Origin of the sequence: Dyadobacter soli (assembly GCF_900101885.1) — a bacterium.
GTDB lineage: Bacteria > Bacteroidota > Bacteroidia > Cytophagales > Spirosomataceae > Dyadobacter > Dyadobacter soli.
In genome coordinates, this window is sequence record NZ_FNAN01000010.1 from 327,182 (window position 1) to 341,101 (window position 13,920).

Consider the following 13,920-nt stretch of genomic DNA (forward strand, 5'->3'; position numbering starts at 1 on the left):
TGATAAAGATTCTCCCGGCTTTCGGGGGAATCTTTATTTTTTTGCAGGTAATTTCATCACAAAATCAGCTTATTACGAGGATTTGAATTAAGTAACCGTTTGTACCAGCTTAATCATTTTTGCTATGAGCCTGAAAAATTACCTGACCTTTGCCCTCCTAACCATTACCTGCCTGCAACTGCAAGCGAAAGACTACCGCACCTCGCTTTTCGGTATCCATTCCGACGGCATTACCCTCAACACCCGGTCCATTCAATACGCGATCGACTTCATCTCCCAGAACGGCGGCGGCCGGCTGGTATTCAATGTGGGCCGTTACCTCACCGGCTCCGTTCATTTGAAATCCAATGTGACACTCCACCTCGAAGAAGGCGCCGTGCTCCTCGGCTCGCTGAACCCGTGGGATTATGATAAAAAAGTGTGGACGGCCATCGTTTTCGCGCACGACCAGCAGAATATCGGCATTACCGGCCAGGGCGTGATCGACGGTCGCGGCCGCTACATTGCCCGCAATATCGTGGACATGATTCACAAAGGCCTCATCAAAGACCTCTTCCGCCAGGACCGACCGGAAGCCGAAACCCGCCCCGTACTCGCGTACATACGCAATTGCGAGAATGTGAATATCAAAGGCGTCACAATGCAGAACTCGTCGAGCTGGGTGCAGATTTACGACCAATGCAAAAACGTGGCCATCGACAGTATTACCGTCGACAGCAAAGCTTACTGGAACAACGACGGCATCGATATCGTCGATTGCGACGGCGTGACAATTACCAATTCGTTCATCGATTCGGACGACGATGGCATTTGCCTCAAATCGCACGACGCATCGAAAGTCTGCAAAAACATTCTGGTCCGGAACTGCACCATCCGTTCCAGCGCCAATGGTATCAAGTTCGGCACGGCTTCTTATGGTGGTTTTAGTAATGTCAAAATTTACAATGTCAAAATATTCGACACCTACCGCTCGGCTGTAACCTTGCAGGCTGTCGACGGCGGCTTCGTCGAGAATGTGATTGTGGACAGTTTGAAGGCCTACAATACCGGTAATGCGATCTTTTTGCGCATTGGAGAAAGGGTGAAGGGGAAGAAAGGCAGGATGGAGAATATCAGTATCTCGAATATGTATGTGGAGGTGCCTGCTACCAAACCCGATGCGGGTTACGAATACGAAGGGCCAATTGAAGATATGCCGCGGAATATCTCGCCTTCGGGCATTGTGGGTATGCCGGATGCCATCATTACCAATGTGACTTTGAAAAATATCGAGATTAAAATGCCGGGAGGCGGTAACCCGATGTACGCTAAAATCGGCCTCGACGAGCTGGATAAGGTGCCCGAGAAACCGACCTTCTACCCCGAATTCTCGATGTTCGACGAGCTTCCAGCGTGGGGCTTGTACCTGCGCCATGCGAAGGATATCAAAATCAGTAACCTCACATTATCCTGCGAAAAGAAAGATTACCGCACCGCCATCGTCGCCGACGATGTCCACGGCGCGACTTTTGAAGGGATAAAAGTGACACAGACCGGTAGCAAAAATTACATTCACACCCACAAATCCACCGGCATTGTCCAAAAGAAATGAAATTGGGTTCGCGGCGTATGCTTTTGAAAATAACAGCCATAGTCATGACAATGGTGGCGGGAGCCGCCGGTTATGCGCTGAACACCATGCGCTGGCTACCCTGGCAAAAGCCGGTTTTCGAGACGGCGCCACCCGCCAATTGCGTAGCCGCTACTTCGAAGGCAGTATTGGTTTTTTCCAAAACAAATGGTTATCGCCACGCGTCCATCGAAGCCGCTGTAAAAGCGATCAAAGCGCAAGGCGAAAAACGCGGCTGGGAAGTAACAGCGACCGAAAATGGCGGGTATTTCAATGAGGTATGCCTCAAAAGCTACCGCGCCGTCGTGTTTCTCTCGACTACCGGCGATTTCCTCACGGACGCTCAGCAACTTGCATTTGAAAAATACATTGAAAACGGAGGCGGCTACGCAGGCATCCATTCCGCCTCGGATTGTGAATACGACTGGCAATGGTATGGAACGCTGCTCGGTACACGTTTCCGAAGCCACACCTTTTTGCCCTACCCTATTCCCAATGCAGAAATCGTAACCGAACCCGGCTCGCACCCCGCGATCGACGGGCTGCCGGCGCGGTGGTCGAAGAAGGACGAATGGTACAACTTCCACGAAAGCGTGCGCGGGAAGCCCGGTTTCCAGGTGCTGCTCACTGTCGATGAAAGTACCTACCCCGCATTCTGGCCCAAAGCCATGCGCGGCGACCATCCATTAGCCTGGGCACGCAGCATCGGCGAAGGCCGGATGTTTTACACGGCCATCGGGCATAATGCGTCCACATACAGCGATCCCACCGCAATGAAACATATCATGGGTGGGATCGCCTGGGCCGCTGGCCTGTAAATGCTATTGTTCTTTTTTCTCGGCCCAGAATGCCTGCACCTGCGTGAACTCGCGGCCAAACATATCTTTGGCTTTCACTTCCACCAGGTGTTTTCCTTCGGTAAGGTTATTGGGGAATGCTGCGCGCCACAAATGCGTGCTTTTCACCGCATTGCTCGGGCGACGGCCCGCCGGGAGGTTTTCGATAAAATCCCAGTTGTAAACCAACCGCTGGAAATACGGATCAGGCTCGGCCTGGAAAGTCATGTCTTTCCATTCGCCGTTATCGATGCGGTAATGCACGGGGTTGCCTTCGTGGCCCATGAAAAAGTTGGCGTAAATACCCGACGACGTGTTGCCTCCCGCAGGTACCACGCGCGGTGTGTGAATGCGGATCTGGTATTCTTTCGGCTCGCCTGCCACCTTGTAATCGATGCTGTACTGGTTGCCTTTGATGCGCAGGAATGCGTAACCTTTCGGGGTGCCGTCGCGCATGGTCGATGACGGAACGCCCTGGATGTTGAACTCGCCCGAGTACCAGTCGCCCGACGTCGTACCTGCGTTGTATTCGTGGAAAGGCTTCGCGCCGTTCCAGCCCGCGGCTTTTCCGTGGAAATTCTGGCGCTGCAAATGCGTGTGCGCCGAGATAGCGAGCGTATTGGTGTAGTCTTTCAGGATGCTGAACAGTCGGTTGCGATCCTCGTCGCGGAATGCGTCGCCTTCGCCCTCTTCGTGCAATGGAATGTGGTATGCCAAAACGATCAGCCGGTCTTTCGGAACGAATTTCAGGTTGTTTTCTACAAAATCCAGCTGGCTCTGGCGAAAACCGCCCCAGTAACCCTTGCCGTCGCGCGGGTCGGGGTAAAGAATGTCATCGAGGATAATGTAATGCACCTTGCCTACATTGAAAGAGTAGTTGGCCGGACCGAAATGCGCTTCGTAGGTATCGTCGGACAGTGAGTCAGCCTTCGCGTCGTAATCCATATCGTGGTTACCCATGAGGTTATACCACGGCAATCCTACCTTTTTTACAGCTTTCACGTAAGGCTGGTGCAGATCGAGGTTATCGCCGACGAGATCGCCGAGGCTCAGCCCGAACTCCACGTCTTTGATACCTTCCACTTCGCTCACGATCCCGCGGGAGAAATATTCGATCTCGTCGAGGCTGTATGGCTGCGGATCGCCGAAGATGAGTGCGGTGTAATCGTCGGCTTCCGATTTGGCGGTCAATGCAAAATCGAGGGAAGCGGGTAATGCGGCCGTGGGCGCCACACCTTTGTATTTCAATGCGGGCGAACCTTCCGGCTTGTGCAAACGGTAGAACTTCGGCAGGTTATCTTCCGTCAGCGGAAGCTTGTAGCCCGAAGGTTTGATCACGAAAATGACATTATCCTTACCGATGGGTAGCTGGTACTCACCGTTCGCATCCGTCTGCGCGACTTGCGTGCCGTTGGAAACCGATACCTGCGCGAGGCCCTTTTCGTTTTTGTCCTTGCGGCCGTTGTTGTTGAGGTCGCTGAACACAAACCCTTTCACAACGGACTGCGCCTGCACAGCCGATGCGAGCATCAGTCCGCAGCACAATGTGGAGATTTTTTTCATAGGTAAAAGCGGGAAGTAATTGAGTAGTTTTCGAATGCGCAAAACTACTGCGCCGCTGTTTCCGCAATGTCAAGCCAATGTTACCCGAATATTAACCAAATAACTGATTCATAAGCATTTCAGCCACAAAATAGGCATCTGCGTTAACTTTCTGTTAAGTCTTCCAAAGTGGCGCTCCGCCGTTTTGCCGCGTGCGTATTTTTAGTTTTCAAACTACTCACAAAACAAAATGCAAAAGAAACCTTTACTGGCGCTGCTGCTTGCCGCGGCTCTCATGAATGGATGTACCGACCATTTCCCTCAAAACCCTGTACAAGAAGATCCTTCGGCTTTCAAAGAAGTGGCTGGTGTAGATCTGGGCGGCGTGGCCGCGGCTGAAATTTCGGCGTACGATCCTGCCTCCAAAAGGCTTTTCACAGTAAATAATGAAAAGGCGGCCATCGTGGATGTGCTCGACCTTTCGGCTTTCCCTGCGGTCACCAAGCTGAAACCGATCGACGTCTCGGCGCTGGGTGGCGTAGCCAACAGCGTATCGGTGTCGGGTGGAAAGCTGGCGATTGCACTGGAAGCGGCCAACAAGCAAGCCAACGGCAGCGTAATCGTGCTCAATACCAGCACATTGCAAACCATCAAACAAATCACCGTAGGCGCATTGCCCGACATGGTGACGTTCAGCCCCGACGGCCGGTTTATCGTTACCGCCAACGAAGGCGAGCCTAATGCCGATTACAGCGTCGATCCCGAGGGATCGGTTTCCATTATCGATGTGAACAATGGGTATTCGGTTAAAACCCTCACTTTTGAAGGATTCGAGGGTGCTTATGCTGCATTGGCAACGAAAGGTTTCCGGAAATTCGGCCCCAAAGCCACATTCGCACAGGATATCGAGCCTGAATACGTGGCGGTTTCCGACAACTCCCAAAAGGCATTCGTAACATTGCAGGAAAACAACGGCGTGGCCGAAATCGACCTGATCAACGGCAAGATCGTGAACCTGCACGCGCTGGGCACGAAGGATATTAACTACATTCTCAATGCTTTGGACCCGAGCGACGAAGACAAGAAAGTCGAGCTGAGAAACTGGCCGATCAAATCATTCTACCTGCCGGACGCAATCTCTTACTTCTCTGTGAACGGTACACCATACGTGATCACCGCCGATGAAGGCGACGCCCGCGAATACAGCGCTTTCGACGAGCAGAAGCGTGTGAGCTCGCTCAAACTGAACCCGGTTTATTTCCCCAACGGCGACGAGCTGAAAAAGGCCGTCAACCTCGGCCGCCTGCGCGTAACGAGCACCCGCGGCGACTTTGAAAACGATGGTACTTACGAAGAACTATACAGCTTCGGCGGCCGTGGTTTCAGCATTTTCCACGCTGCGGATATGCACCGCGTCTACGAATCGGGCAACTCACTGGAACAGGAGGTGATCAAAGCCGGCATTTACGACGACGGCCGCTCCGACGATAAAGGCGTTGAACCCGAAGGCGTTACCGTAGGATGGATGAATGGCAAGCCCGTCGCGTTCATCGCGATGGAGCGTGTAGACGCCATCGGAGTGTATGATCTGAGCAACCCGGGTGCACCGCAATTCCTGCAAATCATCAAAACCGGCGACGCTCCGGAAGGCGTTCTCTTCATTCCACAGGACAAAAGTCCGAACGGCAAAAGCCTGCTCGTGACGAGTAACGAGGAAGATGGTACGGTGAAGTTTTACCAGCCGTAATCAGAAGATTTTATAAGCCAAAAGCCGTCCGGGATAGACTGGACGGCTTTTTTGCATTAATCCAAAACAACCTCCGTATCCCGCTTACCAGTATCGCCGCCCGGCAATACGCTGGGACGCTCCCCTACCACCAATGTAGCGCCCGTCATCGCCGTTCCGGTAACGATAATATCAAACAGCACACTCACCGTCACCGCAATCGGCTCCGAGACGCCCAGCAGTACCGAGCCGCGCAAATACACGAGCTCCCGCACCCCTATTCCGCCAATGCTCAGCGGGAATACCGTGGCGATCGAGGAAAGTAGGAAAAGCAATGCGTAATCGGCCCAATGGCTGCTTTCGCCCAGGGAATACAGCAGGAAACCGGTGCAGATGATCTGGAAAATCTGGGTACCGAAGGATAATAACATCACGCGTCCCAGCACCGGGAGAATGCCCGGCAGCCATTTTCTGGAACCCCACCAGAGTGCTCCGGCACAGGGTAATGCCAGAGCAGGAATGGCAGCGATAACTGCATGATCGGAAAAGCGGAACATGGCAATGAGGCCAGCAAGCAAGCCTAGCATTACAAAACCCATAATGCGGTCCCATAGCAGAATGCGGGTCAGCAACATCGTGCCCTGTGCGGGGAAATGCTGTTTCAAACGCAGCAGCTTGTAAGCGTCGCCGCCGAGCCCGCCGGGCAGGAACATACCGTAAAACATGCTGATCCAATGCAAATGCAACCCGCCGTAATGCGACAATCCTACCTCGTGCGCTTGGAGAATAGTGGTAAGCCGCACCGCCGCGGTAATGCGGGAAGCCAGGTAGGGCACCAATGCCAGCGCGAGCAGCAGCTTATCGGCCCGGCCGATGGCCTGTGACACGCTTTCCAGGTCGATCCGGTGAAAGACCCACCAGAGCAGCGCTACCGTGATCGAAAATTTCAGCAGCCATTTCAGGTATTTCATCATGCGTCAGTCTCTTTTCAGATGCACGAGACCGATGTTCTTGCATGCTTCCAGGCGGGTTTTGGGATTGATAAACCCGGATTTCAGTTTGGTCGTGTCGAAATCTAGGTAATGGTAAGCCTCGCGTACCTGGAACCCTCCCGCTTGCTGCAATGCAAAAATCTCGTCGATCGGGCCCGCTACCCAGAAATCGTTACGGGATGCCAGCGCTGCCGAATCGGCCTCGGCGTAAAAATACCCGGAATAGTAATTCAGCGTGGGACTTTCCCAGTTCATGACGTAAATATTATGCTCTTCCAAACCTAAAACGCCGATTTTCGCCGCAATATGCTGCCCGGCCTGGTACCGTTGCAGTTCGTAATAGAAGCTGCCGTTCATCGCCACATTCACCAGTACCGACGCGCTGAGCGAAATGCCGATCAACCGGTACGGCCAACCCTTGGTCGCCCGCCATTCATAAAATACGAGGTATAATGCCGGAATGGCCAGTAAAAGGATCGCATAATTTTTAACCGGGAACAAATAGAGATTGATAACAAGCCCCAGCAAAATCATAACCACTGCCACGAACATTTGTATGCCGTTGAGCACCTTACTTTCCCGGCTGCCGGTTTTCACTTTTTCCAGTTCCCCGGCAATGAGGATCACGAAGAAAGGAAAGAGGATATTAAGGTAATGCGGCAAACGGAAATTGGAAGATGTGAGAATGCAGAACATCACGACAATGGTGGTCCAGCTCAGTATCTCGCCGTTCATTTCAACCAAAAACCTGTTTTTAATTAATTCAAAACCTCTTTTAAAAACAGCCCAATAACCAAGCAGGCACCAGGGCAAGAGCGCCCATAACAACGAATGGAAGAACAGAAAAGGATCGTTTCCGCCCGAACTTCCCCAGTTTACACCGTTAAGCCGCTCGGTGTTCTGGTGAAAAAGAATGAATGCTACCCCGGAAGTCCGGCTCATACCGCGAATAACTTTCCCCGGGTGCAGGTCATACTGCAAATAGTAGCAATACAGCACCGGGCTGATGAACAGGAAGAAAAGCGGTATGGCCCAGATCCATTTGAATGAAAATATAAACCGCCAGTTCCTCGTGTAAAGCAGCTGCGAACCCACTGCAATCACGGGTACCGCCGCACCCGACATCCCTTTCGTGGCAAACGACATCGCCAGCACGACCGTTCCGGCGACGAGCATGCCCGGTTTCAATGTAACCGTGTATTCGTAAAGTAGCCAGGTGGCGGTGATAATGAAGGAAAGCAGCAATGCGTCCATCCTCACATCGTTGTGCGCGAGGATGTAGGCCTGTGTAGAAACGAGTATCAGCACGGCATTCCAGCCCGCGCGTTCGTTGTAAAGCAGCTTCGCCAGCCGGAACGTGGCATAAATGCCGGGGATGGCCAGCAGCAGGCTCGGCAGCTTGTACGACAACGTTCCGATCCCGAGCAGCATATCGCCGAGGGCGGAGAGCCAGAACAGCATATGCGGCTTGTCGAGATAATCGCGGCCGCGGTCGATGAGGCTCACGTAGTCGCCCGTGACGTGCATATGCATGCCTATGAGCGCGTGGTGGGCGCTGTCGTTGTCGAAAAGCGGGAGCAGCAGCCCCAGAATGTAAATGGCGACGATGAGCCCGGCATAGAGATACCGGATATACAGGGGATGTGTTTGCATGGTTAATGGATGATCAGACAGGTTCACCGGCTACACGATCCTGCCTGAATGAATGCCCGTTTCGCCCGTTGACAAATGGTGCTGCGGGTATGACGGCGAGGGGCGTCCCGGCCGGGGCCGCCCCAGCGGGGGCCGCCCCACCGATAATTTCGCGGATAACGTAGGGCGTTTTGCCCGTACCTTCGTAGTAGCTGCGCATGAGCATTTCGGCGATCAGGCCCAGCAGGACGACCATGATACCGCCCAGCGACAATGCCAGCCCGGCCAGCGTGCCGGTAGTTCCCGAGAACAAATGCAGCATTTGCCACACCAGCAACAAAATGCCGGCAGCCAGAAATGTACCGCCTAATGCGCCGAAAAGGTGCATCGGTTTCCGCATCCAACGCTGCATGTAAACCATCAGCAGTAAATCGCCGAGCACGCGCGTGGTGCGGCCCAGGCCATATTTGGATTTTCCGAACCGACGTTTGTGATGGCGCACGGGCAGTTCCGTCATACGGGCGCCTGAGATGTTGCCCAGCACGGGGATGAACCGGTGCAGCTCGCCGTATAACCCAAGGCGTTCGGCAGCTTCCTTTTTGAAAACTTTCAGGGTACAGCCGTAGTCGCGGAGATGTACGCCGGTGAGCTTGCGGATCATGGCGTTGGCAATGCGGCTGGGTAACTTTCTCAGCAAAAAGCCGTCCAGGCGGTTGGCACGGTAGCCTGCCACAATGTCCCACTGGCCGCTGCGGGCGTGTTCCAGCATGCCGGGAATGTCGGTAGGGTCGTTTTGCAGGTCGCCATCGAGCGTAGCGATGTATTCCCCCGAAGCGTGGGCAATGCCGGCTGCCATGGCGCTGGTCTGCCCGAAGTTGCGGGTCATGGTGATGATTTTCAGTCGTTCGTCAGCCGACTGCCTCAGCATTTGTACGGTGTTGTCGGTAGAGCCGTCGTCGACCGCTATGATCTCATAATCAAAGTTTTGCAGCGTATCGCGCACTGCCCTGAGCAAATGGGGTACATTGTCCTGCTCATTAAAAAGTGGGATTACGATCGAGATTTGACAGCCGTGTTTTTTACGTATTTCCGGAAACAAATCATACGATGCGTGCAGATCGAAATATCCTTCCATTGCAATCGAAGCGATATGGTGGTTGTTGATGCGAAAGACAGCGAGGTCATGTTGCAATCAACAACGGATTTGCGCGTATTGGTTTATCCCAAAAACACATCTAACAATTTGATAACAAATACATTTCGGGATGCGGCGAATATTTTCCATTTGAAAACAATGAGAAAACATTCGATTAATAAATTTCACTAAATTCGATACCAGTCACCTCACCATTCTACGAAATCTATGAAACAAAATTTACTGCTCATTTTCCTGATGCTGCTGTACGCGCCGCTGGCCTTTTCCCAGGGCCCTGCCAAAGGCGCCATCGAAGCATTCGCAGCACGCACCGGCGCATTACCGACCATCGATAGGGCCACCAATTCACTGGGCTTTCTCCGCTTTCCTTCCGAGCGCGCCTTCTTGGTCAGCGGAGGCGATGCCGTACAGAAATCGATGAATTTCGTTGATGAAAACAAGGTACTGTTCGGGCTGCGGGACAACGAAGACGAGTTCCGGCTTCGCAAGCAGGAATCCGATATTTATGGTTTGGAAAACATTACCCTGGAACAAACCTACAAAGGTGTTCCGGTGTACGATGGGCTCATGAAGTTCCATTACGACGGCCGCCAGGGCCTTACTTCTCTGAACGGCAACTATATTTCGGATATCAAGGTGAATGTAAGCCCTACCCTCGCCCAGCACGAAGCCGAAGAGCGGGCGATACGGCAGGTTAAAGCGCAGTACCAGGAAGCCGCGGAGTCGGTGGAAGCGAGCAAAAGCTTCCTCTGCATTTTCCAGAAAGGACTGGTGCAAGGCTTCAATGGCGTGAAACTGCTGGTGTACCAGGTGGAGGTGAGAAACAATGAAGGTATCCGTGAGTTTGTGTTCGTGGATGCGCATAACGGGCAGGTGGTCGAACAGTTTACGGGCACGCACCATCTCACGCGGCGACTATACCAGAACTCGCTGGCCAACCTTGTGTGGTCGGAAGGGAATGCATTCCCCGGAACGCTCGACAAGTGGCAGCAATCGGAGGTGCAGACATCGGGTTTTATATACAACCTCATGAAAAACAACTTCGGACGCACGTCGTACAACGGCGCCGATGCACCCATGATTACGATCAACAACAAAACAGGTATCCAGTGCCCGAATGCCCAATGGGATGGCGTGAGCGCTAACTACTGCACAGGCATTGCTACCGACGACGTGGTAGCGCACGAATGGGCACACGCGTACACGGAGTACACCAGCCAGCTCGTGTACGGGTGGCAGCCTGGCGCGCTCAACGAGGCGTACTCGGATATCTGGGGTGAAACGGTGGACATGCTGAACGGCTACATGGACGAAGGCGAGTCCAATGCGGCACGAACCGGCTGCGGAAGCTCGCAGCGGTGGATTGTGGGCGAAAAAATCGAGGTAAGCGGCGATCTGAAACGCGATATGTGGAACCCTACCTGCTTTGGGCAGCCGGGTAAACTGTCGGACCCGCAATACTGGTGCGCATCGACCGACTACGGTGGCGTGCATATCAACAGCGGGGTTGTGAACCACGCTTATGCATTACTGGTGGATGGCGGCACCTATAACGGCCAGACCATAACCGGCATCGGGCTCACCAAGGCGGCCCACATTTTCTGGCGTGCGCAATCGGTTTTCATGACGGCCACAACGGATTTCTCAGCCCAGGCAGATATCCTTGAAGCCTCAGCTGCGGGGCTGCTCGGGGTGAACCTGATGCCGCTTTCCACCGCGCCTACACTTCCTGCGGGCACACCGGTGGCGATCACGAATAACGATCTGCTGCAACTGGCCAAAGTAATCGCCGCAGTGGAGCTACGCGAAAACAACAGCTGCCAGTTCTATACCGTGCTGGAACCCGCACCCGCATTGTGCGAAGGCGCCAACCAGGGGCTTGCTATTTTCTACGAAAACTTCGAAACTGGGCTGGGCGGCTTCACTACATCGCAGGTGCCCGGCGACGCGACCGACTGGTTTAACCGCTCCTGGATACAGGCAAATGCCCCTGCCGGACGGCCGGGCAAAGTGGCTTACGGCATCGACTACACGGGCGGAAATTGCACGGATAATATGCAATACGGCGTGATCCGGATGGAAAGTCCGGCCATCGCGATCCCAGCCGGAACAGCCGGCAACCTGAATATGGCCTTCGATCATTATGTGGCTATGGAGGACACCTGGGATGGCGGCAATATCAAGTACAGGATCAATGGCGGTGCATGGACGCTCCTCCCGGCATCGGCATTCACGGTCAACCCCTATAATAATTTCCTCAACTCTTCGATGGCCGGCAACCTTAACCCGCTCGCAAGTGAACCAGTATTCACCGGTGTGGATCAGGGCGTGGTGCTAGGGTCCTGGGGACAAAGCCAGGTGGATCTCTCTTCGATAGGGCTCGTCCCCGGCAATACGATCCAGTTCCGGTTTGAGGTGGGTACCGACGGCTGCCGCGGCTGGGACGGCTGGTATATCGACGATTTCCGGGTGTATTCCTGTGCGGTTACGCCTGCGGTGCATTTCACTGCTACCAGCGCGGTCGTCAACGAAGCACAGGCTACCACAGCCGGCGCGGGCTGTCTTGATTATATTGATAAAACCGTGACCGTGCAGATCGATAAAGCACCTACTCAGCCGGTTACCGTTACATTCAAAACACCCACAGGCACGGCGAAGCAGGGCGCCGACTACACGATCAGCCCTGCGTCCGTCACATTATCGTCGGGCGCGCTCACGCAGAATGTCACGATCCGGGTTTTCAACGATGCTTATATGGAGGATGAAGAGACGATCGACCTGTCCTACGACATCGATGCCCACGGCGGTAACGGATTTGCCGCAAGCGGCTTTCAGAACTTCCGTTTTACGATCCTGGACAACGATCTCACGCCGGGCAACTATGCCGATACGTTGCTCAATTCGAATTTCAACAATACGGCACCGGGCTGGTCGGTTGTGAATGGCGGGAATAGCTCTCTTTCCTGGGGAATTATCCAGTTTACCAATGCCGGGCTTGATGCAGCGAAATCGCCGTTTTTCTTTGTTAATTCCAATATTCAGAATGGAAACCTGCATTTCTTCGATGAATACCTGGAATCACCCCCGATCAATTCGTCGGGCAAAAAGAATCTCGTGCTCACATTCTCGCAGGACTGGCGACCTTACTTCAACGCCGATAACGACCAGGGCAATGTGGAGGTCTGGGACGGAGCCAACTGGCAAACGCTGCTCACGCAAAACCAGACGACAGGCCGGAAAGGCAATATCCTTACCTACACGCCCGATATCGTAAACCTGCCCATACCCGACGCTTACGCAAACCCGAACATGAAAATCCGGTTCCACTACATTGGGCACTGGGAGTACTGGTGGGCCATCGACGATGTGAAGGTCACCGCCACCAACTCCACCCAGGTCATTTCGGCTGTTAACACCGGCAATGCGGCGCAGGAATACCTCGGCCCAAACGAAACGGCCGTTTTCTACGACCCGTCAACCGGCAACCTGATGGCGAAGATCAAAAACCTGAGCGCGCATGACTACGGCTGTACCACCGTGGAAGTCGACCGCTCCGGTGCGAACGGAACGCCCTGGCTCAGCAGCTACCAGGTGACGAACAAGACGTTCAAAGTTACGCCGACGAACAATAATCCGGCCGGACAATACGAAATCACGCTCTACTATAAAGGTTCCGAGCTAAACACCTTCCTACCGGCCAATATCCAGTCGATGGGAAAAACCACGGGTACGATTGCGGCCGCCACCAGTGCTAACACCACACTCGCCGCAGCGACGTCCACGCCGGCATTCGGCGCCGATTATGCTTTTACAGCCATTTTCAGCACCGGATTTTCCGGGTTCGGCCTCACCAATGCGCCTCCGGGAGCGGCATTGCCCGTCACCCTCGTGCATTTCGAAGGCAAGAATACGCACGAAGGCAACGTACTGCAATGGACCACCAGCGCAGAGAGCAACAGCGACTATTTCGCCATTGAGGAAAGCACCAACGGCAAAAACTTCACCGAAAGCGGACGCGTGAAAGCCGCCGGAAATACCTCCGTTCTAAACCATTACGATTTCACCGACGCAGATTTTAACAAAGGTATTACCTATTACCGTCTCAAACAGGTGGATTTTGACGGTACATTCGCATACAGCAGCATCGTCGCCATCGATGCACCTTCGGCGGGTAACATCCGGTTCTATCCTAATCCCGTGCAATCGGCGCTTTATATCGAGCTGCCGAATCTGCCAAGCGGCTGGGTGAATGCGCGGGTGATCGATGCAGCAGGTCGGGAGGTTTTTGTGAAGGAGAAAGCCGCTGTTCAGAATGGTAAGCTGAATATTCAGCTAGGCAAGCTGCCGGCGGGTATTTACCAGGTACTGATTGTGCATGATAAGGTTAGTTACCGATTGTCGGTGTTCAAGCCCTGATGCATCGTAGT

At 53.7% G+C, this 13,920-nt stretch carries 8 protein-coding genes; 4 read left to right on the forward strand and 4 right to left on the reverse strand.

All coding sequences use genetic code 11. The annotated features are described in order from the left end of the window. Positions 1-124: 124 nt before the first annotated feature. Together BLQ88_RS18290 and BLQ88_RS18295 are read left to right on the forward strand one after the other, a co-directional pair. The gene (locus BLQ88_RS18290; RefSeq protein WP_090153068.1) at positions 125-1,591 is read left to right on the forward strand and encodes a glycoside hydrolase family 28 protein; all 1,467 of its coding nucleotides are present in this window, start codon (positions 125-127) and stop codon (positions 1,589-1,591) included. Positions 1,592-1,608: 17 nt separating this feature from the next. Beyond that, a complete protein-coding gene (locus BLQ88_RS18295) occupies positions 1,609-2,427 on the forward strand; it encodes a ThuA domain-containing protein (RefSeq protein ID WP_176885017.1) in 819 nt (272 codons plus the stop codon). 3 nt (positions 2,428-2,430) lie between these two features. On the opposite strand, the gene BLQ88_RS18300 is transcribed toward BLQ88_RS18295, so the two are convergent. Further along, positions 2,431-4,008, reverse strand: a complete 1,578-nt coding sequence (locus tag BLQ88_RS18300; protein ID WP_090153073.1) for a calcineurin-like phosphoesterase C-terminal domain-containing protein — start codon at positions 4,006-4,008, stop codon at positions 2,431-2,433. A gap of 229 nt (positions 4,009-4,237) precedes the next feature. Between BLQ88_RS18300 and BLQ88_RS18305 the strand changes: the two genes are divergently transcribed. Next, entirely contained in the window at positions 4,238-5,734 is a 1,497-nt protein-coding gene (locus BLQ88_RS18305; RefSeq protein WP_090153079.1) for a choice-of-anchor I family protein, read from the forward strand. A gap of 56 nt (positions 5,735-5,790) precedes the next feature. On the opposite strand, the gene BLQ88_RS18310 is transcribed toward BLQ88_RS18305, so the two are convergent. Genes BLQ88_RS18310 through BLQ88_RS18320 form a run of 3 tightly spaced genes read right to left on the reverse strand, consistent with a single transcriptional unit; the run spans position 5,791 to position 9,529 of the window. Next, positions 5,791-6,687, reverse strand: coding sequence for a lysylphosphatidylglycerol synthase transmembrane domain-containing protein (locus BLQ88_RS18310; protein ID WP_090153082.1), 897 nt, complete (start codon positions 6,685-6,687; stop codon positions 5,791-5,793). Between the two features lie 3 nt (positions 6,688-6,690). After that, the gene (locus BLQ88_RS18315; RefSeq protein ID WP_090153085.1) at positions 6,691-8,358 is read right to left on the reverse strand and encodes an ArnT family glycosyltransferase; all 1,668 of its coding nucleotides are present in this window, start codon (positions 8,356-8,358) and stop codon (positions 6,691-6,693) included. A 13-nt stretch (positions 8,359-8,371) separates the two neighbouring features. After that, positions 8,372-9,529, reverse strand: coding sequence for a glycosyltransferase family 2 protein (locus BLQ88_RS18320; RefSeq protein ID WP_229212738.1), 1,158 nt, complete (start codon positions 9,527-9,529; stop codon positions 8,372-8,374). Positions 9,530-9,700: 171 nt separating this feature from the next. Here BLQ88_RS18320 and BLQ88_RS18325 point away from each other — a divergent pair, with 171 nt between their 5' ends. Continuing rightward, positions 9,701-13,909: a M4 family metallopeptidase gene (locus tag BLQ88_RS18325; RefSeq protein ID WP_090153091.1), complete on the forward strand. Its 4,209-nt coding sequence runs from the start codon at positions 9,701-9,703 to the stop codon at positions 13,907-13,909. The last annotated feature ends 11 nt before the right edge of the window (positions 13,910-13,920 follow it).